Here is a 26918-nt window from a genome sequence, read left to right as displayed (position 1 = left end):
AGAGGGCGCCGCCCTCCGTCTTTCCGTACTTGGTGCCGTCGGCCTTGGTGATCAGTGGCGTCGTGAACGCGTGCACCGTCTCTCCCGTGACGCGGCGCACCAGCTCGACCCCGCCGGTGATGTTGCCCCACTGGTCGGAGCCACCGAACTGCAGGCTCACGCCGTGCGTACGGAAAAGGTTCAGGTAGTCCATGGACTGCAGGAGGATGTAGGAGAACTCCGTGTAGGAGATGCCGTCCTCGAGGCGCTTCTTCACGGTGTCGCGGGCCAGCATCCGGTTGACCGGGAAGTGCTTGCCGACATCACGCAGGAAGTCGATGACCGACAGCGACGCCGTCCAGTCGGCGTTGTTGACCATGGTCGCGGCGGTCTCGCCCTCGAAGGAGACGAACCGCTCGATCTGGCTGCGCACCTTCCCGACCCACTCGCCGACCGTCTCGGAGGAGTTGAGCGTGCGCTCGCCGGAGTCGCGGGGGTCACCGATCATGCCGGTGGCGCCGCCGACCAGGACGTACGGCGTGTGGCCGGCCTGCTGCAGACGCATCGCCATCGTGATCTGGAGCAGGTTGCCCATGTGGAGGCTCGGCGCCGTGGGGTCGAACCCGATATAGAACTTCACACTCCCGCCGGCCAGCGCTTCGCCGAGCGCGTCGCGGTCCGTCGAGTCGGCGATGAGGCCTCGCCACTCGAGGTCGTCGAGGAGTGTGGGATCGATGGACACGTGGTGCCTTTCTCCGGGCGTTATCAGTCGGACGTCTCGCCGCCCTCACCGGGCGGTCCAGGAAGCAAGGGTAGTAGGCAGAACCCCCTACTCTTGTCACTGGCGTTCAGGTACGAGATTTGAGGGGATCTGGGTGATCGCAGGCAGGTACCGGCTCGAGAGGGAGCTCGGCCGGGGAGCGATGGGGGCCGTCTGGCTCGCCACCGACGAGGTGCTGGGGCGCTCGGTCGCGCTCAAACAGCTGGTCGCGCTCGACGGCGTCTCCGATGCCGCGGTGGAGCGCGAGGCGCAGCTCGCCGCCAGGCTGGTGCACCCGAACGTGGTCGCCGTCTTCGACCTGGTGCGCGACGACGACAAGCCCTGGCTGGTGATGGAGTACGTCGAGGGCCAGACCCTCGCCCACATGGTGCGCGACGACGGTCCGCTGCCCATCGAGGACGCCGCCAACCTGACCGGCCAGATGGCCTCGGCCCTTCGATCCGCTCACGCCGCCGGCATCGTCCACCGCGACGTGAAGCCCGCCAACATCGTGGTCGGACGAGGCGGCCGCGCCAAGCTGACCGACTTCGGGATCGCGCGCGGCGTCGACTCCCAGACCACGCAGACCGGGCAGGTGACCGGCTCGCCGGCCTATCTGGCCCCCGAGATCGCCACCGGCGGACGCGCCAACCCGGCCAGCGACATCTGGTCGCTGGGCGCCACCCTCTTCCAGTCGCTGACCGGCGAGCCGCCGTACGGGATCGGTGACAACGCGCTCGCGACGCTCTACCGCGTGGTGCACGAGAACCCGCCGCGTACGCCGCTGGCCGGTCGGCTCGCTCCGCTGCTCGAGCACACCATGGCCTACGACCCGGACGAGCGCTGGTCGGCCGGCGACGTCGTCGACTTCCTGGCGGGCAGGTTGCCGGCCGAGAAGCTGGAGCCGGTCTCGCAGCGTACTCAGACGCTCGCCTCCGTCGCGGCGCCCGCGGCCGCTGCCGACACCGGCGAGGCGGCATCGACCGGCGCTTCCGATCGGCGCCGGCGCTGGTGGCCCGTGCTGCTCGTCGCCGGGGTCGCCGCTCTGGTGCTCCTGGTCGGCGGAGCGCTGTGGGCCAACCGCAGCGACGAGCCGGCCGCGGACCCGAAGAAGACCGCTACCTCCGAGCCGACCCAGAACGCCGAGGAGCTCGCTGAGAAGACCGACGGCGAGTCGGAGGAGCCCAGCCCGAGCACCAGCCCGAGCAGCAGCCCCAGCGAGACCGCCAGCGAGACTCCGAGCGAGAGCCCCTCACCGAGCGAGACCACCGGCGCTACCGCAGAAGGCGTCGATGCCTTCATCAGGAGCTATCTCGCTACCGCCCCCTCGAACCCGGACAGTGCCTACACGATGCTGACGCCGGCGTTCCAGGCTCGCAGCGGCGGGATCGAGGGCTATCGCGACTGGTGGGGCGGCGTCGCGAGCACCAGCGTCGTCTCGCTCTCCCCCAGCGTCGAGCCGCTCAAGGCGACCTACACCTACAACTACACGATGAAGGACGGTCGGCGCGACGGTGGCACCGTCACTCTCGGCCTCGTCTACGCCGACGGGAAATACCTCATCAACAGCGAGGGCTGAACACAGCATGGACACAACTCCTCGGACCCACTCGGACTCGATCCACGTACGGGTCGCCCCCGACGAGCTCTACGCGATCGTCTCCGACGTGACCCGCACCGGTGAGTGGTCGCCGATCTGCCAGGAGTGCTGGTGGGATGCGGGAGAAGGCCCCCAGGTCGGAGCGTGGTTCACGGGGAGGAACGTCGTGCCCGAGCGCACCTGGGAGACACGCTCCCAGGTCGTCGCGGCCGACCCGGGTCGCGAGTTCGCCTGGTCTGTCGGCAAGGGCTACGCACGCTGGGGCTTCCACCTCGAGCCGGGCGACGAGCCTGGCACGACGACCTTGACCGAGTCCTGGGAGTTCACCAGGGCCGGGCTCGAGGTCTTCATCGAGCGGTATGGCGACGACGCACCGAACCAGGTCGAGAACCGCACCACAGCCGCTCGCACGGGCATTCCGGCGACCCTCGCCGCGATCAAGAAGATCGCCGAAGCCGAGTAGCGGGGTCGAGGCACGGACGAGAAGGGCCGGTCGCCAGCGCCTCCTGACGGCGTCGTCCCGACCTCTAGTCCTGGGCTGTGCGGCGTCTCGCCAGCTCATCCCGCTAGGCTCAGCGCGGGCCGTTAGCTCAGTTGGTCAGAGCAGGGGACTCATAATCCCTGGGTCGCGGGTTCAAGCCCCGCACGGCCTACCACCGATCGGTGCGCTGGACCTCGTGCATGAGCTCGAGCTTGCGGAAGCCGAACTGCTTGTTGATGCGCTGCATCACGTCGTTGGACGGGTCGGTCCAGGTGTGGATGCTGGTGCGGTCGGGGTGGTCGCGCTGGACGGCGGCGAGGGTGGCGACCTTGAGGGCCAGGCCGAGCTTGTGGCCGCGGTGGGCGGTCTTGACGAAGGTGTCGTCCTGGATGGCCTCGTCGCTGCCGTGGGCCAGGAACATGACCGAGTATCCGACGAGCTCGCCGGTGAGGATCTCACGGGCGGCGGCGGTGATGCGGTCGTAGGAGCGGGCGGTGCTCTTCTCGGCCGAGCGGACGCGCTCCTCGGTGTGGGCGACGACCTCCTGGTCGGGGCGGCCGGGCATCTCCTTGCCCATCTGGTTGCGCAGTCCGACGAACTGCTGGAGCAGGTCCTCGGGTGTGCGGTCCTCCCACATCAGGATCTCGTAGCCGAGCACATTGAAGGGCTTGTGCCGCAGCGGGAGGTCGGCGGCGAGGTGGTCCTCGCGGCGTACGGAACGGAAGCCGAGGGCCCGCGCGAAGGCCAGGGACGACCTCGGCGGGATGGTCACCTCGGCGGTCGTGAGCGTGCGGCCGCTGGTGCGGCGTACGTCGTCGGCGGCACGCCACAGCTCGGTGCCGACACCGCGCCAGCGGTGCACGGGAAGGACATGGATGCCGAGCTCGACGACGTGAGCCCGCTCCTCCTCGGGAAGATCGAGCTCGGCGATGCCGATCGTCTCGCCCTGCTCCTTCGCGGCCAGCAGCACCCGGCGACCGTGGTCGTGCGGTGCCCTGACGGACGTGGTGAGCGCCTCCAGCGTGCGATGTGACGCATAGGGTCGATCGAAAGCCATCGATGCCGCCTCGACGGCGTGCCAGGCCTTCAAAGCGGTGTCATCGTGGACGTCGACGGGGGCGATCACAGACACGGGCTCTATCTAACCGTGTCGAGCAAGGTCGCGGGAAATGCGGTCCCCTGTTAGCCGTTCCAGCGGCCGTTGCCGGTGCCAGGACCAGGCCCGTCCGGCCCCGGTTCGTCTGTCGGCTCGTCACCGGGATCCGGCGGGAGCGGCGGATCGGGCTCTGTCGGGGTGGGCGTCGGCGTCGGAGTAGGCGTCGGGGTGGGCGTGGGCGTCGGAGTGTTGGAAGGCGACGGCTTCTTCGTCGGCTTCGGCTCCTTGGTGGGCTCCGGCTCGGGCGGCGGCGGGACGTACGGCGCGTGGCCGGTCTCGGGGGCCTCACCGTCGAGCCAGGCCGGCGGCGGGAACTCCTCGCGGTCGAGCCCGTCGGTCAGCTCGCTCATGATGTCGACCCAGGTGTCTGCCGGGTAGTCGGCGCCGAAGAAGGTGTCGAGCCAGCCGTCGAGGGCGCCGTTGCCGGTGCCGCGGCTGTAGGAGACCGCCGTCGCGAGCTGCGGGGTGTAACCGACGAACCAGGCCGAGGAGACCTCGTCCTTGCCGTTGGTCGCGGTGCCGGTCTTGCCGGCAGCGGGCTGGGCGACCGCGCTGGCCGCCTGCCCGGTGCCGCTGGCGACGACCTGCTGGAGGGCGTAGGAGGTGTCGTCGGCGACGTCCTCGTCCATCGCCCGCTCGGGCTTGCGGGAGTCGTCACGCTCGTAGAGCACGGTGCCGTCTGCGTCGACCACCTTGGAGACGGCGTGGACGTCGTTGTGCATGCCTCGGTTGGCGATCGTGGCGTAGGCGTTGGCCATGTTGATCGGGCTCGCCTGGTTCCTGCCGAGGGTGAGCAGGAAGTCTTCGGGGCTGAAGTCGCCGGTCGTCATCGGCATGCCGGGGTGGGCCGGATCGGCCTTCTGCGGCGGCAGGCCCGCAGCCACGGCCATGTCGTAGACGTCCTTGCTCCCCTTGGGCAGCGCGTCGGACATCTCCGCGAAGGCGGTGTTGACCGACTCCTCCATCGCGGTGAGGCTGCTGATCCGCGCGCCGTAGCTGTGACCGGTCGGGTTGGCGGCGTCCTGCCCGGAGTTGCGTACGCTCACACCGCCCGGGAACTCGGCGGGTGAGTTGCCGTTCCAGCTGTCCTTGAGCGAGTAGCCCGCCTTCAGGGCCGCAGCCAGGGTGAACGCCTTCATCGTCGACCCGGCCATGGAGCCGGTCGCCGCCCAGTTGCGCTGCGACTCCAGGTAGTCCTGGCCACCGTAGAAACCACGCAGTGCGCCGGTCTTCACGTCAACCGTCGCGGCGCCGACGTGGAGCTCGTCGGCCTTCTTGTTCTCGTCCTCGTAGTAGGCCTTCTTGTCGTCCGGGCGTACGTCCCTGACGGCATTCTCGACGGCCTTCATCGTCTTCTTGGTCAGCGTGGTGGTGATCCGGAGCCCGCCACCGTTGATCTCGTCCTCGGTGAGCAGCGGGTTGCCCTGCTCGTCCTTGAGGCGGAGCAGCTCGTCACGGACGAGCTTGAGCGCATGGCCCTTCTGCCCGCCGAGTCGGCTGTCGGAGCGCGGCGACTTGAACTTGGGCAGCGATTCCTTGGCCTTCTCCCCCTCTGCGGCCTCGATCATGTCGAGCTTGACCATCGAGTTGATGACGTAGCTGTAGCGGCCCTTGAGCTCGGTGACGGCCTCGTCGCCGTTGTTGGGGTCGAGGTCGTTGGGGTCGTTGATGATCGCGGCGAGCGCCGCGGCCTCCTTGACGGTGAGCTTCGCGGCCGGCTTGTTGAAGTAGGCGTTCGAGGCGGCCTCGACGCCGTAGGCACCGCGACCGAAGTAGATCGTGTTGAGGTAGCCGGCGAGGATGTCCTCCTTGGACTTCTGCCGGTTGATCTTGACCGAGATGACCGCTTCCTTCACCTTGCGCGTGTAGGTGCGCTCCTGGGTGAGGTAGAGGTTCTTGACGTACTGCTGGGTGATCGTGGAGGCACCCGACTGGGTGCCGCCGGTGTTGTTGTTGACCAGAGCGCGCAGGATGCCCTTGATGTCGATGCCGCTGTTGTTCCAGAAGGTGCGGTCCTCGGCGGCGACCGCGGCATCCTTCATCAGCTGCGGGATCTCTTCGTACGGCAGCGAGTCACGGTCCTGCGAGTCGGCGATGTAACGCCCGACCTCGTCCTTGCCGCCGCGGTAGTAGACGAAGGACGTCTCCTTCTCGTAGGCGGCGTTGGCGTCGGGGATCTGGATGGCGTTGTAGGCCACGATCACGCCCAGGGTGCCGATCAGCGCACCGACGAGGACGACGATGAAAAAGGTCTTGACGACCTTCCGTCCCCGCTTCTTCTTCGGCTTCGGCGTCGGTGTGTAAGGCGAGTTGCCCTGCCAGCTCACGATTCCCCTCCCGCGGTCACAAACGCCCATAAGACTACGGCGGGTGCCCACGCCCTACGCACTCTTCGGCCACGTGTCCGGGACGTTTCAGCGGGTCCTCAGGTTGTGGCACGCACGGCAAAGAGCCTCCGACCTGGGCCGCGGGGGTGATGTATGCCCAGGTCAGAGGCTCTTTCGCGGATCGATCAGGCCAACACGTAGAAGGTCGTGTAGTGGTCGGGGGTGAAGTAGACATCACCCGTCGTCGTGTCGAGGACGATCCGGTACGCCTGGCGCTGAGCGCCGCACTCGCGCGGGGTGACGTCGAACTCGAGGTAGGCGTGGCCCGTGGGGAGCTCACCTTCGTAGTTGTTGTAGGTGCCACCGGAGAAGTTGCAGGTGCCGGTGGGCGGCCAGTCGTGCCACCCACGGTTGGACGGGTAGCCGAGCGAGGCCCAGACCTGGTTGGAGTCGAGGGCCTCGGCGCAGCCCTTGTGGGTGCAGCTCTCGATCGGGTCGGCCTGGGCGGCGGGCGCGAGCGCGACGCTTCCGCCGAACAGGCTGACGGTGGCGACGAACGCTGCCAGGAGCAGCTTGAACATCGTGAGCACGGAGCGGTTCTTCCCGGACATGAATCCTCCAGAGTGTGCGTTACGGACGGCGGTAATTCTGCTACCTGGAGCGCCCCCATGGGGGGCTTCGAAGGTCACGAACCGGTGAACTCTCGGCTCAGACGGTGCCTTCTCAGACGGTGCCTTCTCAGACGGTGCCTTCTCAGACGATTCCGGTCTCGCGGGCCACGATGGCGGCCTGCACCCGCGAGGTGACGCCGAGCTTGGCCAGCACCCGGGAGACGTGGGTCTTGGCGGTCGCCTCGGAGATGACCAGCCGGCCGGCGATGTCGGCGTTCGAGAGGCCCTGGCCCAAGGCTCTGAGCACGTCGCGCTCGCGCGGGGTGAGGTCTGCGGGAAGGCTCGCCGGGTCTTCCGCCTGGGGTGCGCTCGAGGATCCGGCCGGGCCGGTCAGCTCGGCCAGCACCCGCCGGGTCACCTCCGGGGCCACCACCCCGTCGCCGGCCGCGACGTGCCTGACCGCGTCGATCAGGGCCGCCGACTCGGCGGTCTTGAGCAGGAAGCCGGCCGCGCCGGCACGCAGGGCGCCGAAGATGTAGTCGTCGAGGTCGAAAGTGGTCAGGACGAGTACGTCGGCGAGCCCCTCCTCGACGATCTGACGGGTCGCGGTCACGCCGTCGGTGCCCGGCATGCGTACGTCCATCAGCACGACGTCGGGACGCAGAGCGCGGGCGTTGGCGACCGCGGTGGCACCGTCGGCGGCCTCCCCCACCACCTCGATGTCGCCGGCCGTGGCCAGCAGCATCCGTAGGCCGGCGCGGATTGCGGCGTGGTCGTCGGCGAGCAGCACGCGGATCATCTGACCGTACCGCCTTCCACCTCGCTGGAAGCCCGCAGCGGGAGCACCGTTCGTACGCGCCAGCCGGGGCCGTCGGGACCGGCCTCGAACGTGCCGTCCAGGGCCTCTGCCCGCTCGCGCATGGAGACGAGCCCGGTTCCGGTGCCGACGCCTGTCGCGCTGCCTGCCTCCGTGGTCTCGCGATCGCCGCCTTCGTCGCTCACCTCGACCTCGAGCACCTCACCCGGCACCAACCGGACGTATGCCGTGCCGCCGCCGTGCTTGACGGCGTTGGTCAGCGACTCGCGCACGATCCGGTAGACGGCGTGGTCGACCGCGACCGGCAGCGCGAGATCCGCCCCGTCGACGAGGCCGGCCGGATCCTCGACCCGCACGGGCATGCCCGCGAGCCGGGTCTGCTCCAGGACCGGGCCGAGGTTGGCGGTGCGGGACGCGGCCGTGAGGTCGCCGGCATCTCCGTGGGCATCGACCGGGTCGGAGCGCAGCACCCGGATCATCGCGCGCATGTCGTCGAGCGAGGCCAGGCTCTCGGCCCGCACCGACCGCAGCGCCGCCCGGGTGCGGTCGGCGTCGTCGTCGCCGGCCAGCGCCGCCCCGGAGGTGAGCGCGATCGCGGAGAGGTGGGAGGCGACCACGTCATGGAGGTCACGGGCGACGGCGGAGCGCTCGGCCCTGACCGCGTCGTGGCGCTCGGCCTCGGCCAGCCGCAACATCGCCGAGCTGCGCTCCCGCTCGAGCCGGGCGCGTTCGTCGGCGGCGTCGGCGAGCTCGCTGTTGTGACGTACGTTCGAGCCCCACCACATCGGGGTGACCACGAGCGCGACCAGGGCGAACGCGAGCGTGGCCGGCACCCGCGGGTCGGAGGTGGCCGCCGCGGAGGAGATCACGGCCGCCGCGATCACCGCGACGATCCCGGCGCCGGTGACCCGGCGGGTGATGACCGAGCCGTGCAGATGCGTGGCGTAGAGCGCGTCCCAGAGCATCACCACCATCGCGACGCTGCCCCCGATCAGCAGGTCGCCGGCGAAGCAGACGGCGACGGCGGCCATCACCAGGAGCGGCTTGCGTCGCTTCAGCACGAGCGCCGCGGCGGCGACGACGAGCGGCACGAGGTGCCACCAGGCCGAGAGGTCGTCCGCGCCGAGGCCGAACGGGTGCAGCCCGCGTACGGTGCCGACCTGCCCCAACGAGTGGAGCATCAGGCCGACGGCGAGGACGACACCGGAGTCGGTCCAGGCCAGGCGCCGGTCGGAGGCACGCAGGCTGGAGCCGCCGCCGAGCAGCGCCGAGGGCAGCTGCTGCAGCAGGGTCGGGCGGTCCACGCCACCATCTCAGCACGTACGCCGCCACCCATGGGTCATCCGAAGGATGTATCCCGCCCCGGAAGGATCACCGTTTCGGCTGACGCGCGCCGGCGCGCCCGGCGCGAGAGTCGACGCATGGACATGGACCTCGGCCCACTCACCGGCGATCTGGGCGGCTCGGCGACGTACGCCGCGCTCGCGATCCTGGCGCTGATCGACTCCACCAGCTTCGGCACCCTGCTGATCCCGGTGTGGCTGCTGATGGCACCCGGGCGGGTGCGGGCCGGGCGGATCCTCGTCTACCTGGGCGCGATCGGCGGGTTCTACGCGCTGCTCGGCGTCGGGATCCTCCTGGGCGGCTCGGCCCTGGCCGAGACGTTCGCCGGGCTGCGGGACTCGCGGCCGTTCCTGTGGGGCCAGCTGCTTCTCGGCGTCGGCCTGTTCGCCTGGAGCTTCAAGCTGGACCCGCCGAAGAGGTCGGTGAAGACGCCGGTCACGGTGGGCACAGCGGCTGCTCCGGATGCACCGCAGACTCCGGAGACGCCGGAGTCCCCGGCGGAGCCGCAGCTGCCGCACCGGCTGCTGCGCTGGCGCGAGCGGGCGGTGGCCTCGGAGTCGGGTTCGACGGCCGCGCTGGCCGGGTTGGCGGTGCTCGCCGGCCTGGTCGAGGTCGCCTCGATGCTCCCCTACCTCGCCGCGATCGGCGTGATCGGCACGCAAGGGCCCGGCTGGCCGGTCTCGGGCCTGTGGATCGCCGCCTACTGCGCAGTGATGATCGCCCCGGCGCTCCTGCTCACCGTGCTGCGCGTGCTCGCCGCACCGCTGGTGGCCCGACCGCTGGCCGCGCTCGACCGGTGGCTGGTCAAGCACGCCGCAAGCGCGACGGCCTGGGCGGTCGGGATCGTCGGGTTCCTGCTCGCCCGGGCCGCTGCCGGGTCGCTCTTCGGCTGACCCCGGAGCGGCCTCACCCCCAGCCGCAGTGGAGCGGCAGGAAGTCGTAGAGGGCACTCCGCTGCGCCTTGCTCAACGGCAGGAAGTAGGCCGCATCCGCGGCGATGCCGGGGCCGGCGACGTGGACGCGGAACAGGCCACCCACCTTGTCGTCGGCCAGCGCGTGCGGGTCGCACCGGGCGGGCACGACGCGCATCTCGAGCGTCTTCGCCTCGCCCGTCATCGGTCGCGGCGCGGCCTGCGGCCAGGTCGGTGTGCCGGGGGCGAGCTGGAAGAGCACGGTGCCCTCCCAGCCGTCGAAGGTGACCTCAGAGCTCGCTCCGGTGGGGGCGAAGGTCACGGGGAGCACGAAGACGCTCTGCCTGCCGTTGCCCTCGAACCGCGGGTCGCCGACGGTGATGTCGGCGGCCTCGGTCAGGCTCCGCTCGGCGCAGTCGCGGTCGAGCAGCTGGGCGATGTTGGCGTAGCGGTCCTCGGCACGGCCGGTGCTGACCTGCCACTCCCCCGCGTCGTCGCCGGCGCGGCGCCAGGTCATGGTCACCTCGGCGTTGCCGCCCTCGCCGCACCGCCCGCGGGGCATGTCGACGTCGAAGTCCATCTCGGGATCGACCGACTCGGCCCCGGTCCAGCCGGCTCGGAACCGGTCGCTGCTCACCTCGACCCTCGAGACCTCGATCGGCGCCCCGGTGTCGTTGACGAGGCGTACGAACGCATCACCGGTGTTGCGCTGGAGCCGGGTCTGGTCGACGTACGCCGTGAGCCCGTCGGGCCAGGGCACATCGTCGGGCTCCGACCCACCGCAGGCGGTCAGCAGGCTTGCGGCCATCACGACGGCCGCAAGGAGAGGCCTCATCCGGCGACGACGATGACGTGCAGGTTGCGGGGACCATGGACACCCTCGACGCGGTCGAGCTCGATGTCGCTGGTGGCCGAGGGGCCGCTGATCCAGGTGAGCGGCCGGGCGGGATCGAGATCTGCGACGGCGTCAGGCACGTCGGCGACGACCTGGTGCTCGTGCACGATGCAGACGTGGGTGTCGGGCACGAGCGAGATGATGCGACGCCCCTGGCCGGGGCCGTGGTCGAGCACGATCGTGCCGGTCTCGGCGATGCCGACCCGGGCCTCGGTGACGACCGCGGCGATGCGGTCGAGGTCGGTCGCGGTCAGGGTGCCGTCGTCGACGACGGCGTCGGGCACCTGGACCGAGAGGCCCTCGGGCACGATCACGGAGCCTTCGGGGAGCGCGGCCGCGACCCGGTCGGCGAGCTCGGCGGCGCCGCAGCGCTCCACGACGGCGCGATAGTCGGCGACGCGCTCGGCGAACTTCGCCACCGCATCGGCAGGCGTCAGCGAGACGCCCGGCACCGTGGGTGCCGCCGGGGCCGGGTCGACGCCTGCGAGCGCCGCTCGCACGCCGGCGAGGATCTCGGAGCGTGCCTCAGTCATCGCCGTGCTCCTTCCGCCGACCGCCGTCGGTGCGTCTCCACCAGGCCCGGAACGACTCCTTCGGCGTATCGGGCAGATCCCGCGCGCCGGTCCAGGCGGCGATGCCCACGCGGCGGGCCAGACCCAGGCCGATGCCGGTCAGCCGCTCGAGGCCGGCGAGGCGGCTCGAGCGGCCGAAGACGTACGCAGCGCCCTTCATGGCGGCGGCCTCCGGCTTCGGCACACCGTTGCGATGGGCGTCGACGACCTGGGCGCGCTGGTCGACGAGCACGGCCGGGATGTCGATGCGCACCGGGCACACCTCGAAGCACGCACCGCACAGGGAGGAGGCGTAGGGCAGCGAGTCGACCTGGTCGTCATGCCCGACGCCCTTGAGCAGCGGGTTGAGGATGGCGCCGATCGGGCCGGGGTAGACCGAGCCGTACGCATGGCCGCCGGTGCGCTCGTAGACTGGGCAGACGTTGAGGCAGGCCGAGCAGCGGATGCAGCGCAGCGCCTGCCGGCCGACCTCGTCGGCGAGCGCGCGGGTGCGGCCGTTGTCGAGCAGCACGACGTGCACCTCCTGCGGTCCGTCGCCAGGCGTCACGCCGCTCCAGGTCGAGGTGTAGGGGTTCATCCGCTCGCCGGTCGAGGATCTCGGCAGCAGCCTGAGCAGCGGGTCGAGCTCCTCCCAGCGCGAGACGACCTTCTCGATGCCCACCACCGAGACCAGCACCTCGGGCAGCGTCAGGCACATCCGGCCGTTGCCCTCCGACTCGACGACCACGAGGGTGCCCGACTCGGCCACCGCGAAGTTGGCGCCGGAGACGCCGACCTTCGCCCGCAGGAACTTCTCCCGCAGGTGCTCGCGGGCGGCGGCCGCGAGCACCGCCGGCTCGTCGCTCAGGTCGTCGGGTGCGGGCCGGCCGGCGGCCGCCATCTTCGACATGAAGATCTCGCGGATCTCGGCGCGGTTGCGGTGGATCGCCGGCACCAGGATGTGGGAGGGCAGGTCGTCGCCCAGCTGCACGATCAGCTCGGCCAGGTCGGTCTCCCAGGCGGCGATGCCCTCTTCGGCGAGCGCCTCGTTGAGCCCGATCTCCTGGGTCACCATCGACTTGACCTTCACCACCTCCTCGGCGGCGTGGTCCTTGGCGATCGCGGCGACGATCGCGTTGGCCTCGGCCGCGTCACGGGCCCAGTGCACGGTAGCGCCGTTGGCGGTGAGGGTCTCCTCGAGGCGTACGAGATGGCGCTCGAGGTCGCGCAGCGCGGTCTCCTTGACGGCGGCGCCGGCGACTCGGAGGTCTTCCCAATCATCGACCTCGGCGACGACCTTCGCCCGCTTGTCGCGGATGGTGCCGGTGGCGTGGGCGAGGTTGTAGCGGAGCTGGGAGTCGGCGAGGGCCTCCCGCGCGGCCTCCGGGAAGGCGGGCATGCCGACGAAGGTGGCGCTCATCGGGCCGCTCCTTCCGCGTCGGCCCCCGCATCGACCTCGGCGGCCTCGTCGACGGTCGCCTCGGTGGAGGCGAGGATCTCGGCGAGATGCACCGGGCGTACGCCGGAGCGCTGCCGGGAGAGCACACCGCCGATGTGGGTCAGGCAGGAGTTGTCCCCCGCGACGACCATCTCGGCTCCCGTCTCCTTGATGTGGCGGGCCTTGTCGGCGCCCATCGCGATCGAGGTGTCGGCGTTCTTGACCGCGAAGGTGCCGCCGAAGCCGCAGCACTGGTCGGCGCCGGGCAGGTCGACCAGGGTGAGGCCGCGCACCGATTCCAGCAGCCGGCGCGGCCGGTCGCCGACGCCGAGCATCCGCAGCGAGTGGCACGTCGGGTGGTAGGTCACCCGGTGCGGGTAGTAGGCGCCGACGTCGGTCACGCCGAGCACGTCGACGAGGAACTCGGAGAGCTCATAGACCTTGGGCGCCAGGTCGGCGACGGCGGCCTCCAGATCGGCGTCGCCGGAGCGACGGGCCACGATCGAGTGCTGATGTCTCGCCGATCCGGTGCAGGACCCGGACGGCGAGACGACGGCGTCATAGCCGGCGAACGCCTCCACGAACGTACGCACCGCCGGCACCGCCTCGTCGAGATAGCCGGTGTTGACCATCGGCTGCCCGCAGCAGGTCTGCGCCTGCGGGAAGTCGACCTCGACACCGAGTCTTCGCAGGAGCCGGACGACCGCCTGCCCGGTGCGGGGGTAGAGCGCTTCGTTGATGCACGTGACCATGAGTGCGACTCGCATCCGCGGCCTCCTTCGTCCCCTCAGTCCTATCAGGAATCGCCGGGCTGTCGTGGCGAATGCCCGAACGGCCGGCGGGTTCGCGGACGTGGGTCTCTCGGCGCGGGAATCGGTGCGACGCCCGCCGCGTTCTCCGCCCATGCACGCACTCTGGGTCTGGGCACATCCGCACACGTCGTCACTGAACGGACACCTGCGCGAGGCAGGCATCACGGCGCTTCGCGAGAACGGCTGGAGCGTCGACGAGGTCGACCTCTACCGCGAAGGCTTCGATCCGCTCCTCGTGGAGACGGGCGAGGAGGACGTACGCCGGCACCAGGAGCGGCTGCGCGAAGCCGATCTCGTGGTCATGCAGTTCCCGCTGTGGTGGTATTCGGTGCCGGCGGTCCTCAAGGGCTGGATCGACCGGGTCTTCGAGTCGGGGTTCGCCTACGACGTACCGGATCCGGAGACGGGCAAACCGCTGAAGTATGGCAAGGGCGGGCTGGTCGGCAAGCGCGCGCTGACGATCGTGACCGCCGGCGACCGGGCCGACAGCCTCGGGCCGCGCGGGATCAGCGGCCACATCGAGGACGTCCTGTGGCCGCTGCTGCACGGCACTTTCTGGTACACCGGCATGGACCCGCTGCGGCCCCACCTGATCACCGAGACCGGTGACGTCGACACCGACGTGCTTGCCCAGCTCGAGACCGACCTCGCCGTACGCCTCAAGGGAGTCACCGACGAGCCGCGCATCGAGTATCTGCCCATGACCGACGACCACTACGACCACACGATCAAGCTGCACCCGAGCGTGGCACCGGGGAAGGAAGACCTGTCCGCCCACCGCAGCGACGGCTAGCGGCGAGCGGTACGACGGGACGCTCTTGTCGGTCTACCCATAGGTAACGGACAAGAGCGTCCCGTCGTATCCGGCAGGCTCCTCAGAGCTGGGAGTCGTAGACGCGGATGTAGTCGACGACCATGCTCTGCGGAAACTGGGTGGTGCCGTCGGGGTTGCCGGGCCAGTTGCCGCCGACCGCGACGTTGAGGATGAAGAAGAACGGCTGGTCGAAGACCCACGGGTTGCCGCCGGTGTCGGCGGTGGTGCGGGTCTGGTAGACGTTGCCGTCGACCGACCAGCTGACCGATCCGGGCTGCCAGTCGATGGCGAAGGTGTGGAAGTCGTCGGCGAAGGACCAGCCCTGCGGGTGGGTGTAGGAGCCGGTGATCGGGTTGCCGCCGGAGTAGCCCGGACCGTGCAGGGTGCCGTGCACCATGTGGGGCTCGAAGCCGACGTTCTCCATGATGTCGATCTCGCCGGAGTCGGGCCACGGGGTGTCGGGGAACTGGCCGCCCAGCATCCAGAACGCCGGCCAGATGCCCTGGCCACGCGGGATCTTGATGCGCGCCTCGAGGTGCCCGAACTTCGGCTGCACCTTGCCCTTGGTGGTCAGCCGGGCCGAGGTGTAGCCGCTGCCGTCCTGCCGGGCGGTGATGACGAGGTTGCCGTTACCGTCGAGCGCGGAGTTGTCGCGGGAGTCGGTGTAGGTCTGGAGCTCGTTGTTGCCCCAGCCCCCTCCCCCGGTCTCGAGGTTCCAGTTGGCACCGTTGGGGGCGCTGCCCGCGGCGCCGTCGAACTCGTCCGACCAGGTCAGGGCGGAGGCTTCGGGTGCGGCCGGCGCCTGGTCGGAGCCGCCTGCGGGGCCGGGCACCGCAGCCGGTGCGGCGAGCGGGGCAGCGAGGACGAGAGCCAGAGCGGCGCTCGCCGTGAGTGTGGTGCGGATGGTGCGGGTGCGGATCCTCGAGCTTCGCATCGATCGCTCCTTCGCGAACGTGGGGGTTAACTGTAAGGCGACCTTACAGTTATTTACCCTGGCCCGGAGCTGAAACGCCGACCCGGCCTCCGGACACACTGCAGGCGAGATGGTCGCCACGGCACGGATCCGAGCAGAACGTGGACGCCGCTCCGTGCTCTCGTCGAGCAGATCGCTCTCGAGCACGAGGACTACAGCGGCGCCATCCGGTCAGGGCCGAGCGTCCGATCTCCGAGGATCCGCCAGGTCGCCGACCCGACGTCGAGGACCCGATCAGCTGAGTCGAGAGGCAATCACCAGAATGGTTGAGATGCTTGGCCCGATGCCCACCACCACGCCGCCCCGGACCGGACGACGCCGGCCCCTCTTCTGGGTCGGGATCGTCCTGATCCTCGCCGGTCTGGCGATCCTCGGCTACGTCGTCTGGGAGCTCTACGGGACGACGTACGTCAGCAAGGAACGGCAGCAGAAGACGACCACGAGGATCGAGAAGGCGTGGGACTCCGGCCGCGCGGCGGTCCACACCGACGCCGGGTCGACCAGCACCGTCATCGAGATCCCTCGGTTCGGGAAGGGCTACCGGGTGCCGGTCATCGAAGGCACCTCAGATCGCGCGTTGAGCGCTGGGTTCGGCCACTTCGCGGGCACGGCCGGGCCGGGCGAGGTCGGCAACTTCGCGCTCGCCGGCCACCGGATCACCCACGGTGAGCCGCTCCGCGACCTGCCCGAGCTTCGCTCAGGCGACAAGATCCGCGTGCTGACCAGGGAGAAGACGTACGTCTACGAGTTCACCAGCAACGGCGACGACCTGGTCGTGCCGTTCACGTCGGGCTGGGTCACCGATCCGGTCCCCGACAACCCCGAGCGGGTCGGCGTGGAGCCGGAGCAGGGCGAGGGTCAGCGCCTGATCACCCTCACCACCTGCTCCGAGCTCTTCCACACCGACAACCGGATGATCGCATTCGGCAAGCTGGTCTCGACAGAGCCGGCGAGGTAGCTCGCGGGGCGCGTCGCCACCCCGCGGGAACTTCAGCCGTGGGCGGCCTTCGCCGCGTCCGTCTCGGTGGACGCGCTGCCGGTCTGCAGCTGGCCGCCCTGATCCTCCAGGTGGGCGCGTACGAACCAGTGGAAGAGCTCGAGCTGCTCGGTCTGGCTGATCAGGATGTCCTGCGTCACCGGGTCGAGCTGCTCGAGGGTGTCGATCGCCTCGCGGTAGGAGCCGATCACGCCCTGGTAGGTCAGGTCGAGGGCGGCCAGGTGCTCCTGGGTCGTGGCCCGTCCGATGCTGTACTCGTTCCACGTACGCTCCTTGACCAGTGCCCCAGGAGTGCCTCGCGGGGCTCCGCCCACGGTGGCGATGCGCTCGGCGAGAGCGTCGGCCATGTCGCGCACCGCGTCGACCTGGGGGTCGATCATCTGGTGCACGGCGATGAAGTGCGGACCCACGACGTTCCAATGCACATGCTTGAGGGTGAGCTGGAGGTCGTTGGTGGCGTGCAGACGCGACTGCAACAGGTCGATGATCCTCGTCGCGGCACCCTCGTCGAGGCCGGGGACGGTGTAGTGCGGCTTGTTGGTAGTCATGTGCTGGTAGGTACCCGTCAGCGGCTCGGTTCATACCGCATAAACTCGGCGCGTGTCCGCACTTCTCCGCTCGCCGTCCCGCCTCTTCCGTCTCGTCGCGACCGCCGAGGCGGTGACCTGGACCGCCCTGCTCATCGGCATGTTCCTGAAGTACGTCACGGAGACCACCGACCTGGCGGTCAGCATCTTCGGCATGCTGCACGGGATCGTGTTCATCACCTACTGCGTGACCACGGTCGCGATCGCCGTCGACCAGCGCTGGTCGTTCGGCAGGCGCCTCGGCGGCCTCGCCTCCTCGATCCCGCCGTTCCTCACCCTCTGGTTCGAGCGCTACGCCGAGCGCCACGATCTCCTCGTGCCGGCATGGCGGCTGACCTCCGAGGCCCCGGCTCGCCCCCTCGAGCGTCCGCTGGCCTGGCTGCTGCGCAACCCGATCGGTGGTCTGGGCGTCGGCGTCGCGAGCGTCGCGGTGCTGACCGTCGTCGCCCTCGTCGCCGGCCCGCCGGTCGGCTGACCCGGCGTCGCCGGCGCGCGTGGCCCTAGCCAGAGGTCACGCGGTCTGGCTACCGTGATCGCGAACGCATCCCCACTACGAAGGAGCATTCGCGATGGCCGGCAAGTTCGAGGTGTATGAGGACAAGGCGGGCAAGTTCCGATGGCGACTGAAGGCCGGTAACGGCGAGATCGTCGCATCGGGCGAGGCCTACGAGTCCAAGAGGGCCGCGATCAAGGGCACCGAATCGGTCCAGCGGGCGGCGGCCGACGCCGCCGTGGTCGAGGTCGACTGACCGACACCGTCAACAGGGGTGACACCCGGCGATCCGCCCTGTCGCTCACATGAAGAGAGCGGCTGGCCATGGCGTTGTGCCTGGTCAGCGGCTCTTTCTGTGGCCCCCGAGCTGGAATCGAGCCCCGGCGGGTGCGCCCGGAGCCGTAGCAGCCACGAGGGCGGCCACCTCCCACTCTTTGCCCCCACGAGGAATGACACAACTTCCAGTGCCGCACCGTAGTGTTGACGGGAGTTGACACGACCCTGGCGGGCGCGCATGCGGAGCGAGTCCGAGCAGGTTGAGCGGAGGTGGGCGTATGTCGGCGACGAAGCTCCTGGTACTCGGTGTCGTGCACCTCTCCGGCGGCGCGCATGGCTACCAGGTGCGGTCCGAGCTACAGAGCTGGGGTGCGGAGATCTGGGCCAAGATCAAGCCCGGCTCGATCTATCACGCGCTGAAGAAGGCGGCGGCTGATGGCCTCCTCAACGAGCACGCCGAGCCGGGCAACTCCGGGCCGGATCGCGTTCTGTACCGCGTGACAGATCGGGGACGTGACGAGATAGTCGAACTGGTCCGCGACGGTCTACGGCGCACCCATGACCCCACCATGCTCGACGCGGCCGTCGCCATGTTGCCCATGCTGACCAGGGCAGATGCCATCGCGCACGTTGACGAACGGGTCGCACGCCTGGAAGCGGAGCTCGTCGGGCAGGCCCAGGGGTGGGAGAACCCGAACTCCGACATTCCCGAACACGTCCGCGAGCAGGCCGACCTGTGGGCGGGACGCGCCCGCACCGAGCTGGAGTGGGCGAAGAGCCTGAGCAAACGACTCTCTGAGGGCGCCTACACCATGGCCGATGATCCGGGTTCGTGGCGAACGGTCCCCGATCCCCTCGAGATGCGCTTCTAATCAACCTTGACTAGTTGTTCTCCTTCGGCGTACTTTGGCCAAGTAGTCAAACTTGGCTAGTGCTCAACCAATCCGTTCGCAACGCCGAGAGAGGGAATCGAACCGATGGGAAAGCTCGCGATCGAGACGAGAGGGTTGAAGAAGAGCTTCGGCAAGACCACCGCGGTCGCCGGTGTGGACCTGGCCGTGAGCGCCGGGGGCGTGTACGGCCTGCTCGGCCCGAACGGGGCGGGCAAGACCACCGCGATCCGTATGCTGGCCACGCTCCTGCGCCCCGACGCCGGAGAGGCGCACGTGCTCGGCTACGACGTCGTGCGTGACGCCCGCGCGGTGCGGAGCAGGGTGAGCCTCACCGGGCAGTTCGCGTCGGTCGACGAGGACCTCACCGGGGTGGAGAACCTGTTGCTGCTCGCCAGGCTGTTCGGCTACTCACGCCGCCGAGGCAGGGAGCGGGCGGCCGACCTGCTCGACGCGTTCGGTCTTGCCGAGGCGGCCGACCGGCAGGTGAAGAAGTACTCCGGCGGGATGCGCCGGCGCATCGACATCGCGGCCAGCCTGGTCGTCACCCCCGAGCTGATCTTCCTCGACGAGCCCACGACCGGGCTCGACCCGCGCAGCAGGAACCAGGTGTGGGAGATCGTCAGGGCCATGGTCGCCGAAGGCACCACCGTGTTGCTGACCACGCAGTATCTCGACGAGGCCGACCAGCTGGCCGACCGGTTAGCGGTGATCGACCACGGGAAGGTGATCGCCGAGGGCTCGAGCGGCCAGCTCAAGGCATCGGTCGGCGCCGGCTCGCTCCACCTACGGCTACGTGCGCCCGAACAGCGGGCCCCAGCAGAGCGGGTCCTCGCCGGCGTCCTCGAGGTTCCGGTCGAGCCGTCCGCCGACCCGGCCGCGCTGTCCGCGCGGATCTCCGACCCCGAGCGGGTCGCCCGTTCCCTGGCCGAGCTGTCCCGCAGCGGCATCGACGTCACCGAGTTCGCGCTCGGTCAGCCGAGCCTGGACGAGGTGTTCCTCACCCTGACCGGACACGCCGCCGAGGAGACGCCCGAGGAGGATGCCGCATGAATGCCATGACCGCAGAACAGGCGTCGGCGCCGGTCACCGAGGACGCGCTGCGCAGTGTGCTGGCCGGCGAGCGGCCGTCCAGCCCCGGTCCGGTGCTCACCTCGTTGACATTCGGCTGGCGCGCTCTGCTGAAGGTCAAGCACGTGCCCGAGCAGCTCGTCGACGTGACCATGTTCCCGATCATGTTCACGCTGATGTTCACCTACCTGTTCGGTGGCGCGCTCGCCGGGTCGACTCAGGAGTACCTGCAGTTCCTGCTGCCCGGCATCCTGGTGCAGGCGAACGTCATGATCACAATGAACACCGGCATCACGCTGAACACGGACATCCAGAAGGGGGTGTTCGACAGGTTCAGGTCACTTCCGGTGTGGCGACCCTCCCCGCTGGTCGGTGCCCTGCTCGGCGATCTGGTGCGCTACTCGATCGGGTCGGCGATCGTGATCACGCTCGGCCTGGTCCTAGGGTTCCGGCCGGAGGGTGGCGCCGTCGGGGTGGTGCTCTCGGTGGTGCTGCTGCTGGAGTTCTCGTTCTGCCTGTCGTGGCTGTGGACGATGCTCAGCCTGATCCTGCGCACGCCGAACTCGGTGGCGGGGGTCAGCATGATGGTGATGTTCCCGCTGACGTTCGTGAGCAACATCTTCGTGGACCCGAAGACGATGCCCGGGTGGTTGCAGGCGGTCGTCGAGGTCAACCCGATCACCCACCTGGCGACCGCGGTGCGTGGCCTGATGGACGGCTCGGTCCCATCCGGTGAGATCGGCTGGGTGCTGGTCTCGTCCGTGCTTCTCGTCGCGGTCTTCGGCCCGATCACGATGGCCCTCTTCCGCAACAAGAAGTAGATGCCGCTACCCGGACACGACAAGGAGAGCCGAATGAGCACCATCCCCACGAACAGCTCGGAAACCGTTGCGCACACGCCCGGGCGGGCGATCAGCTTCGGGGTCTGGATTCTGCAAGTCGCGCTGGCGGTGATCATCGCCGGCGGCGGAATCTCGAAGCTCGCCGGCGACCCCGTCATGGTGGACATGTTCGCCGACATCGGGGCCGGCCAGCGGCTCCGTTACCTGGTCGGAGCGCTGGAGGTCGCGGGAGCGGTCGGCCTTCTGATCCCGGCTCTGGCGGGCCTGGCGGGTCTCGGGTTGGCGGCACTGCTGACCGGTGCTGTCATCACCGATCTGTTCGTGCTCGAGCAGAGCCCTTGGCTGGCGCTCGCCCTTCTCGTCGTGGCGGCCGTGATCGCAAGGGCGCGGTGGTCGCGCACCGAGGCCGTCGTCGGCACGCTGCTCAGACGCTGAGACAAACCCCTCGAACGGAGATGTGAGATGAACGAGATGGCCTTTCGCGTGACATCGAACGATGGCACCACCATCGCCTACGACCGGAAGGGAAGCGGCCCGGCCGTCGTCCTGGTAGGCGGCGCACAAGACGACGGAGCCGAGAACGCTCCCTTGGTACCTGCTCTCGCCGAGCACTTCACGGTTTACAACTATGCCCGTCGGGGACGCGGCACGAGCGGCTTCACCGAGCCCTACGCCACGGAAAGGGAGATCGAGGACCTGGACGCGTTGATCGCGGAGGCGGGCGGCTCGGCACACCTGTTCGGGGCGTCCTCTGGTGGCGCGCTGGCGCTGGAAGCCGCCGCGGCCGGGTCAGCCATCGACACGATCGCCGTGTGGGAGGTGCCCTATGCGGTCGGAGACGACATCCGCCCGCGATTCGAGGAGTACGTCGCGGACACCCGACGCGCCTTCGACGCCGGGCGGCACGAGGAGGTTCTCGAGCTGTTCATGCGCCTGACCGGCGCCTCCGACGACAACATCGCGGCCAGGAAAGCGGCAGGCAAGCAGACGGCGCACTGGGCGGACTCGGTCGCCCTCGCGCCCACGCTGGTCCACGACAGCATCTTCGTCAACCGCTACCAGTTGCCGGCCGATCGACTGGCAACGGTCACCCAACCGGTCCTGGTCACCACCGGAGGACCGATCACGGTCCCCTACATGGCGGGCCTACCCTCGGACTTCTTCGACCGCGCAGCCGACGAGCTCGCAGTCCTACTGCCCCACGCTCAACGGGAGACCCTCGAGGGGCCGGATCACGTCGTCGACCCACAGATCCTCGGCCCGCTGTTGCTACGGTTCTTCAGCAGCGAACACTGAGGGGACCGCGAGGTGTTGCGGGAAGACCGATGAGGCACCGCGCAAGCAGATCTCCGATGCGGCTGCTGCTCGAAATGACAAGAGCCTCTGACCCTGCGTTTCTGCAGGTCAGAGGCTCTTTTTCTGCTCCCCGAGTTGGACTCGAACCAACAACCCTCCGGTTAACAGCCGAATGCTCTGCCAATTGAGCTATCGGGGAATGCTCCTTGCGGCGCGTGTGGAACTTTAGCAACCCGGCCACGGCGATCGGAAATCGGCACCCCGGGAGATCGCGACCCTACTCGGCGACGAGGTTCCTGAGGCCGCGCCGGTGCTGCTCGAGAGCCGCGAGCTGGGCGAAGAGACGGTGGTAGCCCTCGGGGTCGGCGGCCGCGTCGGTGCGCTGCAGGCGGCTCTTCACCTCGGCGATGCGGCGCTGGTCGAGGAGCTCGAGGAGGCGTACGACATATTGCAGGACGTACGCCGCGTCGGGCTCCTTCGCCGACGGGACCGGCTCGACGGCGACCTCGGCGAGGATGCGGTTGACGAGGGGGTCGGAGGCGGCGGCACCGAGCTTCTGGGCCCAGCCGGCGTCACCGGTGCCGGCGCCCGGCCCGCCGAGGCCGGCGATGGTCTCCCACAGCGCCCGGTAGAGCGGGTGGGTGAAGGCTTCGGGGGTGATCTCGCCGGTGGTGCGGCCCAGGGCGACCGGGTGCTGCACGAAGAGCTTCAGCGTCTCCCGCTCGACCGCGAAGCGCGGCTCGCGCGGGTGTGGCATGGGCGGGCGCTGTGGTGCGGCGGGCGCCTCGGGAGCGGCGGCCGGCTCGCGACGCGCAGGAGCGGCCTGGGGCGCGGGGCGACCGGCTGCGCGGCGTACCTCCTTGGCGGCTTCGTCGGGGTCGACGCCGATGAAGCGGGCGAGGTCGCGGGTGAAGCCCATCTTCTTCGACTCGTCGCGCACGGAGGCGACCAGCGAGGCGGCCTCACGCAGGGCGTCGATGCGGCCGTCGGCACGGTCGAGGTCGTATTTCGAGGCGATGTTGCGCAGCACGAACTCATAGAGCGGCACCCGGTTGGCGAGCAGCTCGCGCACCGCCTCGTCGCCCTTCTTGATCCGCAGGTCGTTGGGGTCGAGGCCGTCGGGCTCGACGGCGACGTAGGTCTGCGAGGTGAAGTTGCCGTCGCCCTTGAACGCCTTCAGCGCAGCGGACTGACCGGCGGCGTCGCCGTCGAAGGTGAAGACGACCGCGCCGCGCAGCTGCTGGTCGTCGGAGATGAACCGACGCAGCACCTTGGCGTGGTCGTCGCCGAAGGCGGTGCCGCAGGTGGCCACCGCCGTCGTGATCCCGGCGAGGTGGCAGGCCATCACGTCGGTGTAGCCCTCGACGATGACTGCCTCGCGGGTGCGAGCCATCTCCTTGCGGGCCAGGTCGATGCCGTAGAGCACGTGGCTCTTCTTGTAGATCGGCGTCTCGGAGGTGTTGAGGTATTTCGCCTCGACACGGTCGTCGTCGAAGAGTCGGCGCGCACCGAAGCCGATCACGTCGCCGCCCGACTCGCGGATCGGCCACATCAGCCGCCCGCGGAACCGGTCGTAGTGGGAGCGCCCGTGCGCCACCAGCCCGGCGGTGACGACCTCCTCGTCGGAGAAGCCTCGTGCCCGCAGGTGCCGGTAGAGGTCCTCTCCCCCGCGTGGTGAGAAGCCGACACCGAAGTGGAGCGCCGCGTCGCGGTCGAAGCCCTTCTCGTCGAGGAACTGCCGCGCGACCACGGCATCGGGAGTCAGCAGCTTCTCGGCGTAGAACTCCGCGGCGACCTTGTGGGCCTCGACCAGCTTGCCGCGCGAGGGGCCGCGACGTACGGGCGCCTCGTCGCCCTCGTCGCGCTGCACCTGCACGCCGACCTTGTCGCCGAGCCGCTCGACCGCCTCGAAGAAGCTCAGCCCGTCGAGCTTCATCACGAAGTCGATGACGTCGCCGCCCTCGCCGCAGCCGAAACACTTGTAGAACCCGCGCGAGGGGTTGACGTTGAACGACGGCGTCTTCTCGTCGTGGAAGGGGCACAGGCCCTTGTAGGTGCCGGGCCCGGCGCGCCGCAGCGTCACGTACTGGGAGATGACATCGTCGAGGCGCGCCTTCTCACGCACCTCCTGGATGCTCGTCTCCTTGATGCGTCCCGCCACGGGGTGAATCCTACGGTGAGCGGGTCGAGACCGAGAACGTACGCCGCGGTCCCAGCTCCACCCTGCGGTCGGACCACATCCGCTGCTCCTCGCGCACCCGCGTCACCTCGGCCGGATCGATGGTGGCGACCACCATGCCGGGGTTGGTGTCGTCGAGGCGCTGGACGGGCATGCCGAGCGGGTCGTAGACCGCCGAGCCGCCGATCAGGCCGAGCGGCCCGCCGACGAGACCGGCGAAGGCGACGTAGATCGAGTTGTCGAGGGCCCGGGCCGCGTAGTGCAGGTCACGGCGGTGGGCTCCGCCGGGGAAGTAGGCACCGGTGTTGAGGTAGCAGATCGCGCCGTCGGCGGCCGCGGCAGCCGCATGCTCGGGGAAGTTGGCGTCGTAGCAGACCGACAGCGCCACCCGTACGCCGTCGACCTCGATCGTCGCGCCGTGCTCTCCGGGTTCGAAACGCTCGCGCTCGGGCGGGTAGAGATGCTGCTTGTCGTACGCCGCGACCGGCTGCCGCCCCGGCGCGATGACCAGGCTGGTGATCGTCCGGCGCCCGCCCGAGGCGAGGGGCGAGCTGAGCACGAGCACCGCGCCGGTCTCCTCGACGGCGGCCTGCACCGGGGCCAGCCAGGCGAGGTCGTCGAGCGTGGGAAGCGGGCCGTCGAAGGCGTCGAGGTCCCACGAGGTCGTGAAGGTCTCGGGCAGCGCGACCAGGCCGGCGCCTTGCGCCGCCGCCTCACGGACCCGGCTCGCGGCCGTCTCGACGTTGGTCGCCACATCGCCGGGCACGGCTGTGTCCTGGACGACCGCGAGCCGGAGCGTCGCGCGAGCGGGCATGTCAGTAGTCGCCGGACATGACGTTCGCCAGCGGCTCCCCGGCGGCGAATCGCTCGAGCTGCTCGCGGACGATCCGGTGGGCGCGCGGCCAGGTGGCGCTCGAGGGGCCGCCGACGTGCGGGGTGATCAGCAGGTTGGGCGCGTCCCACAACGGGTGCTCCGCGGGCAGCGGCTCGGGCTCGACGACGTCGAGGGCCGCGGAGATGCGCTCGGTGGCCAGCTCGGCCACCAGGGCGTCGGTGTCGACGACTCCGCCGCGGGCGATGTTGACCAGCAGCGCGCCGTCCTTCATCCGCGCGAGGAACTCGCGGTCGACCAGGCCACGCGTCTCGTCGGTCAGCGGCGTCGCGAGCACGACCACGTCGGCCTCGGGCACCAGCGCGGGCAGCTCGTCGAAGCCGCGCACGCCCTCGCGGGCCGTGCGGGCGACACCGATCACCTCGGTCTCGAACGGGATCAGTCGCTGCTCGATCGCGCGGCCGATCGCGCCGTGGCCGACGATCAGCACCCGCTTGTCAGCCAGCGCCGGGAACCACGCCTGCTTCCAGGTGTGCTTGTCCTGGTGGCGTACGTGGTCGGGGATGCCGCGTAGCGAGGAGAGGATCAGCGTGAGGGTGAGCTCGGCGGTCGAGGTGTCGTGGATGCCACGCCCGTTGCACAGGGTCACACCCTCGGGGATGCGACCGCGGGCAGCGTCGACGCCCGCGGTAAGCAGCTGCACCACCTGGAGCGACGACATCTGCTCGACGACGTCGAAGATGCGCGAGCCGAGCAGATAGGGCGGCACGTAGAAGGCGACCTCGTCGACCGACGCGGGCACCTCGACCGCGTCGGCGCCGAAGTATCTGCAGTCGAAGACCTCGAAGCGGAGACCGGGAGGAACCGAGCCGAGCTCGGCGGGATCGAAGGGCAGCCAGACCAAGGGATCGCTCACTCTGGCGAGACTACTCAGCCGAGTTCATCCGAATGCCGCCCAGGGCACCCCGAGAACCGGTTTGCTTGGACGGCACCGTGAACTCCCCCTCGAGCACACTCGGAGACAACCTTGAGACTCATCACGCGCATCCTGGCCGCTGCCGCCGTCGCGGCGCTGCCCCTGACCGCCACCGGCCTCTCCCCCGCTGCCGCCGGCACCACCGCCGACGCCGCTGCTGACACAGTCACGATCGACGGCGCGGCCGCGGGCACGTTCCGGGCGCTGACGTACAACATCGCAGGGCTGCCGGAGTTCCTCTCCAGCGCCCCGACGCCGCGCGAGGAGGCGACGCTGGCGATCGGTGAGCGCATCGGCGACTTCGACATCGTCAACGCGCAGGAGGACTTCAACTACCACGCCTACCTCTACCGCACCGACACCCACGCCCACCGCACCCCGACCTCAGGTGGCGTGCCGTTCGGGAGCGGTCTCAACAGCGTCCAGCACCAGCCGTACGAGGCCCTCGACCGCGTCACCTGGGACGACTGCTACCTCAACCAGGCCGACTGCCTGACCCCGAAGGGGTTCACCTTCCGCCGGGTGCAGCTCGCCGACGGCGTCTGGCTCGACGTCTACAACCTGCACGCCGACGCCGGCGACGCGGCCGGTGACGAGGAGGCCCGGCGCTCCAACCTCGCCCAGGTCACGGCCTATCTTCAGGAGCATTCCGCCGGGCGCCCTGTGCTGATCATGGGCGACACCAACACCCGCTACACGACGCCGGGCGACCGGATCGCGCAGTTCGCCGCCGACAACGGCCTCACCGACGCCTGGGTCCAGATCCCGCGCGGCGGCGACGCCCCCGAGCAGGGCGAGCCGCCGCTCGGGTGCCCCTCGGACAACCCCGGCACCGACTGCGAGGTCGTCGACAAGGTCCTCTACCGCAGCGGTGGCGGCGTGAGCCTCGAGGCGACCAGCTACGAGAACCTCGACGCCGACTTCCGCTACACCGACGGCCAGATGCTCTCCGACCACTTCCCGATCGCGGTCGGTTTCAGCTGGTCGGCCGAGTAGGCGACCACCTGGGC

At 69.7% G+C, this 26918-nt stretch carries 28 protein-coding genes and 2 tRNA genes (1 of these 30 cut by a window edge); 14 read left to right on the top strand and 16 right to left on the bottom strand.

The window, feature by feature from the left end; translation table 11 throughout:
- On the bottom strand, positions 1–721 hold the 5' portion of the coding sequence (gene tyrS / locus FB381_RS08360) for a tyrosine--tRNA ligase (RefSeq protein WP_141779859.1). 551 nt of this gene lie to the left of the window's left edge; only the first 721 of its 1272 coding nucleotides appear in the window; its start codon is at positions 719–721; the stop codon falls past the left edge of the window.
- 133 nt (positions 722–854) lie between these two features.
- Between tyrS and FB381_RS08355 the strand changes: the two genes are divergently transcribed.
- From FB381_RS08355 to FB381_RS08345, 3 genes are all read left to right on the top strand, one after another.
- Positions 855–2318, top strand: a complete 1464-nt coding sequence (locus tag FB381_RS08355) for a serine/threonine-protein kinase (protein ID WP_170225095.1) — start codon at positions 855–857, stop codon at positions 2316–2318.
- Between the two features lie 7 nt (positions 2319–2325).
- The gene (locus FB381_RS08350) at positions 2326–2802 is read left to right on the top strand and encodes an SRPBCC family protein (RefSeq protein WP_141779857.1); all 477 of its coding nucleotides are present in this window, start codon (positions 2326–2328) and stop codon (positions 2800–2802) included.
- 116 nt (positions 2803–2918) lie between these two features.
- A tRNA-Ile gene (locus FB381_RS08345) sits at positions 2919–2995 on the top strand.
- Here FB381_RS08345 and FB381_RS08340 read toward each other — a convergent pair.
- The 5 genes from FB381_RS08340 to FB381_RS08320 all read right to left on the bottom strand — a co-directional run bounded on the left by FB381_RS08340 (position 2990) and on the right by FB381_RS08320 (position 9035).
- On the bottom strand, positions 2990–3877 hold the full coding sequence (locus FB381_RS08340; RefSeq protein WP_141779856.1) for a GNAT family N-acetyltransferase: 888 nt from the start codon (positions 3875–3877) through the stop codon (positions 2990–2992). The genes FB381_RS08345 and FB381_RS08340 overlap by 6 nt on opposite strands.
- Positions 3878–4002: 125 nt before the next feature.
- Positions 4003–6303, bottom strand: a complete 2301-nt coding sequence (locus tag FB381_RS08335) for a transglycosylase domain-containing protein (protein ID WP_246088021.1) — start codon at positions 6301–6303, stop codon at positions 4003–4005.
- A gap of 185 nt (positions 6304–6488) precedes the next feature.
- Positions 6489–6914: a ribonuclease domain-containing protein gene (locus tag FB381_RS08330; RefSeq protein WP_141779854.1), complete on the bottom strand. Its 426-nt coding sequence runs from the start codon at positions 6912–6914 to the stop codon at positions 6489–6491.
- Positions 6915–7056: 142 nt separating this feature from the next.
- Entirely contained in the window at positions 7057–7713 is a 657-nt protein-coding gene (locus tag FB381_RS08325; RefSeq protein ID WP_141779853.1) for a response regulator, read from the bottom strand.
- Positions 7710–9035 (bottom strand): sensor histidine kinase, encoded by a 1326-nt coding sequence (locus FB381_RS08320; RefSeq protein WP_141779852.1) that lies wholly within the window; start codon positions 9033–9035, stop codon positions 7710–7712. The genes FB381_RS08325 and FB381_RS08320 overlap by 4 nt, the downstream gene beginning before the upstream one ends.
- Positions 9036–9152: 117 nt before the next feature.
- On the opposite strand from FB381_RS08320, the gene FB381_RS08315 reads away from it, so the two are divergent.
- Positions 9153–9968 (top strand): GAP family protein, encoded by an 816-nt coding sequence (locus FB381_RS08315; protein WP_211352363.1) that lies wholly within the window; start codon positions 9153–9155, stop codon positions 9966–9968.
- Positions 9969–9981: 13 nt separating this feature from the next.
- Here the strand turns inward: FB381_RS08315 and FB381_RS08310 are convergent, their stop codons facing one another.
- Genes FB381_RS08310 through FB381_RS08295 form a run of 4 tightly spaced genes read right to left on the bottom strand, consistent with a single transcriptional unit; the run spans position 9982 to position 13637 of the window.
- On the bottom strand, positions 9982–10821 hold the full coding sequence (locus FB381_RS08310; protein ID WP_141779851.1) for a hypothetical protein: 840 nt from the start codon (positions 10819–10821) through the stop codon (positions 9982–9984).
- Positions 10818–11414, bottom strand: a complete 597-nt coding sequence (locus FB381_RS08305) for a LutC/YkgG family protein (protein ID WP_141779850.1) — start codon at positions 11412–11414, stop codon at positions 10818–10820. Before FB381_RS08305 ends, FB381_RS08310 begins: the two co-directional genes overlap by 4 nt.
- Positions 11407–12852: a lactate utilization protein B gene (locus tag FB381_RS08300; RefSeq protein ID WP_141779849.1), complete on the bottom strand. Its 1446-nt coding sequence runs from the start codon at positions 12850–12852 to the stop codon at positions 11407–11409. Before FB381_RS08300 ends, FB381_RS08305 begins: the two co-directional genes overlap by 8 nt.
- A complete protein-coding gene (locus FB381_RS08295; RefSeq protein ID WP_141779848.1) occupies positions 12849–13637 on the bottom strand; it encodes a (Fe-S)-binding protein in 789 nt (262 codons plus the stop codon). Before FB381_RS08295 ends, FB381_RS08300 begins: the two co-directional genes overlap by 4 nt.
- A gap of 136 nt (positions 13638–13773) precedes the next feature.
- Between FB381_RS08295 and FB381_RS08290 the strand changes: the two genes are divergently transcribed.
- Positions 13774–14475, top strand: coding sequence for an NAD(P)H-dependent oxidoreductase (locus tag FB381_RS08290; protein WP_141779847.1), 702 nt, complete (start codon positions 13774–13776; stop codon positions 14473–14475).
- Between the two features lie 82 nt (positions 14476–14557).
- Here FB381_RS08290 and FB381_RS08285 read toward each other — a convergent pair whose 3' ends face one another.
- Positions 14558–15430, bottom strand: coding sequence for a glycoside hydrolase family 16 protein (locus tag FB381_RS08285; RefSeq protein WP_141779846.1), 873 nt, complete (start codon positions 15428–15430; stop codon positions 14558–14560).
- 322 nt (positions 15431–15752) lie between these two features.
- On the opposite strand from FB381_RS08285, the gene FB381_RS08280 reads away from it, so the two are divergent.
- Positions 15753–16427 carry a class E sortase gene (locus tag FB381_RS08280; RefSeq protein WP_246088020.1) on the top strand — a complete coding sequence of 225 codons (675 nt, stop codon included), beginning with the start codon at positions 15753–15755 and terminating at the stop codon, positions 16425–16427.
- A gap of 32 nt (positions 16428–16459) precedes the next feature.
- Here the strand turns inward: FB381_RS08280 and FB381_RS08275 are convergent, their stop codons facing one another.
- The gene (locus FB381_RS08275; RefSeq protein ID WP_141779844.1) at positions 16460–17014 is read right to left on the bottom strand and encodes a Dps family protein; all 555 of its coding nucleotides are present in this window, start codon (positions 17012–17014) and stop codon (positions 16460–16462) included.
- Positions 17015–17066: 52 nt separating this feature from the next.
- On the opposite strand from FB381_RS08275, the gene FB381_RS08270 reads away from it, so the two are divergent.
- From FB381_RS08270 to FB381_RS08240, 7 genes are all read left to right on the top strand, one after another.
- Positions 17067–17528, top strand: coding sequence for a DUF3817 domain-containing protein (locus FB381_RS08270; protein ID WP_141779843.1), 462 nt, complete (start codon positions 17067–17069; stop codon positions 17526–17528).
- Positions 17529–17622: 94 nt separating this feature from the next.
- Positions 17623–17802, top strand: a complete 180-nt coding sequence (locus FB381_RS08265) for a YegP family protein (RefSeq protein WP_141779842.1) — start codon at positions 17623–17625, stop codon at positions 17800–17802.
- 298 nt (positions 17803–18100) lie between these two features.
- Positions 18101–18694 (top strand): PadR family transcriptional regulator, encoded by a 594-nt coding sequence (locus FB381_RS08260; RefSeq protein ID WP_141779841.1) that lies wholly within the window; start codon positions 18101–18103, stop codon positions 18692–18694.
- Positions 18695–18799: 105 nt separating this feature from the next.
- Positions 18800–19765 (top strand): ATP-binding cassette domain-containing protein, encoded by a 966-nt coding sequence (locus FB381_RS08255; protein WP_141779840.1) that lies wholly within the window; start codon positions 18800–18802, stop codon positions 19763–19765.
- Between the two features lie 5 nt (positions 19766–19770).
- Positions 19771–20604 carry an ABC transporter permease gene (locus FB381_RS08250; protein ID WP_211352362.1) on the top strand — a complete coding sequence of 278 codons (834 nt, stop codon included), beginning with the start codon at positions 19771–19773 and terminating at the stop codon, positions 20602–20604.
- 33 nt (positions 20605–20637) lie between these two features.
- Positions 20638–21060, top strand: coding sequence for a DoxX family protein (locus tag FB381_RS08245; RefSeq protein ID WP_141779838.1), 423 nt, complete (start codon positions 20638–20640; stop codon positions 21058–21060).
- Between the two features lie 27 nt (positions 21061–21087).
- The gene (locus FB381_RS08240) at positions 21088–21921 is read left to right on the top strand and encodes an alpha/beta fold hydrolase (RefSeq protein WP_141779837.1); all 834 of its coding nucleotides are present in this window, start codon (positions 21088–21090) and stop codon (positions 21919–21921) included.
- Positions 21922–22047: 126 nt separating this feature from the next.
- On the opposite strand, the gene FB381_RS08235 is transcribed toward FB381_RS08240, so the two are convergent.
- From FB381_RS08235 to FB381_RS08220, 4 genes are all read right to left on the bottom strand, one after another.
- Positions 22048–22120, bottom strand: a tRNA-Asn gene (locus FB381_RS08235).
- A gap of 78 nt (positions 22121–22198) precedes the next feature.
- On the bottom strand, positions 22199–24082 hold the full coding sequence (dnaG, locus tag FB381_RS08230; RefSeq protein WP_141779836.1) for a DNA primase: 1884 nt from the start codon (positions 24080–24082) through the stop codon (positions 22199–22201).
- A gap of 10 nt (positions 24083–24092) precedes the next feature.
- Positions 24093–24914, bottom strand: coding sequence for a carbon-nitrogen hydrolase family protein (locus tag FB381_RS08225; RefSeq protein WP_141779835.1), 822 nt, complete (start codon positions 24912–24914; stop codon positions 24093–24095).
- Position 24915: 1 nt separating this feature from the next.
- Positions 24916–25848: a 2-hydroxyacid dehydrogenase gene (locus FB381_RS08220; protein ID WP_141779834.1), complete on the bottom strand. Its 933-nt coding sequence runs from the start codon at positions 25846–25848 to the stop codon at positions 24916–24918.
- A 111-nt stretch (positions 25849–25959) separates the two neighbouring features.
- On the opposite strand from FB381_RS08220, the gene FB381_RS08215 reads away from it, so the two are divergent.
- A complete protein-coding gene (locus FB381_RS08215) occupies positions 25960–26904 on the top strand; it encodes an endonuclease/exonuclease/phosphatase family protein (protein ID WP_141779833.1) in 945 nt (314 codons plus the stop codon).
- Positions 26905–26918: the final 14 nt, after the last annotated feature.

The organism is Nocardioides albertanoniae (assembly GCF_006716315.1).
GTDB classification, from domain to species: Bacteria; Actinomycetota; Actinomycetes; order Propionibacteriales; family Nocardioidaceae; genus Nocardioides; species Nocardioides albertanoniae.
The sequence above is the reverse complement of the archived record's forward strand: the minus strand, read 5'-3'. Positions and strand labels throughout refer to the sequence as shown.

Coding starts and splice junctions, on each gene's coding strand:
- FB381_RS08350 (WP_141779857.1), top strand. CDS start 2,326: ATGGACACAACTCCTCGGACCCACTCGGACTCGATCCACGTACGGGTC.
- FB381_RS08275 (WP_141779844.1), bottom strand. CDS start 17,014: ATGACTACCAACAAGCCGCACTACACCGTCCCCGGCCTCGACGAGGGT.
- FB381_RS08225 (WP_141779835.1), bottom strand. CDS start 24,914: ATGCCCGCTCGCGCGACGCTCCGGCTCGCGGTCGTCCAGGACACAGCC.
- FB381_RS08330 (WP_141779854.1), bottom strand. CDS start 6,914: ATGTCCGGGAAGAACCGCTCCGTGCTCACGATGTTCAAGCTGCTCCTG.
- FB381_RS08255 (WP_141779840.1), top strand. CDS start 18,800: ATGGGAAAGCTCGCGATCGAGACGAGAGGGTTGAAGAAGAGCTTCGGC.
- FB381_RS08295 (WP_141779848.1), bottom strand. CDS start 13,637: ATGCGAGTCGCACTCATGGTCACGTGCATCAACGAAGCGCTCTACCCC.
- FB381_RS08315 (WP_211352363.1), top strand. CDS start 9,153: ATGGACATGGACCTCGGCCCACTCACCGGCGATCTGGGCGGCTCGGCG.
- FB381_RS08310 (WP_141779851.1), bottom strand. CDS start 10,821: ATGAGGCCTCTCCTTGCGGCCGTCGTGATGGCCGCAAGCCTGCTGACC.
- FB381_RS08240 (WP_141779837.1), top strand. CDS start 21,088: ATGAACGAGATGGCCTTTCGCGTGACATCGAACGATGGCACCACCATC.
- FB381_RS08280 (WP_246088020.1), top strand. CDS start 15,753: ATGCCCACCACCACGCCGCCCCGGACCGGACGACGCCGGCCCCTCTTC.
- FB381_RS08250 (WP_211352362.1), top strand. CDS start 19,771: ATGACCGCAGAACAGGCGTCGGCGCCGGTCACCGAGGACGCGCTGCGC.
- FB381_RS08325 (WP_141779853.1), bottom strand. CDS start 7,713: ATGATCCGCGTGCTGCTCGCCGACGACCACGCCGCAATCCGCGCCGGC.
- FB381_RS08305 (WP_141779850.1), bottom strand. CDS start 11,414: ATGACTGAGGCACGCTCCGAGATCCTCGCCGGCGTGCGAGCGGCGCTC.
- FB381_RS08285 (WP_141779846.1), bottom strand. CDS start 15,430: ATGCGAAGCTCGAGGATCCGCACCCGCACCATCCGCACCACACTCACG.
- FB381_RS08245 (WP_141779838.1), top strand. CDS start 20,638: ATGAGCACCATCCCCACGAACAGCTCGGAAACCGTTGCGCACACGCCC.
- FB381_RS08260 (WP_141779841.1), top strand. CDS start 18,101: ATGTCGGCGACGAAGCTCCTGGTACTCGGTGTCGTGCACCTCTCCGGC.
- FB381_RS08265 (WP_141779842.1), top strand. CDS start 17,623: ATGGCCGGCAAGTTCGAGGTGTATGAGGACAAGGCGGGCAAGTTCCGA.
- FB381_RS08290 (WP_141779847.1), top strand. CDS start 13,774: ATGCACGCACTCTGGGTCTGGGCACATCCGCACACGTCGTCACTGAAC.
- FB381_RS08300 (WP_141779849.1), bottom strand. CDS start 12,852: ATGAGCGCCACCTTCGTCGGCATGCCCGCCTTCCCGGAGGCCGCGCGG.
- FB381_RS08340 (WP_141779856.1), bottom strand. CDS start 3,877: ATGGCTTTCGATCGACCCTATGCGTCACATCGCACGCTGGAGGCGCTC.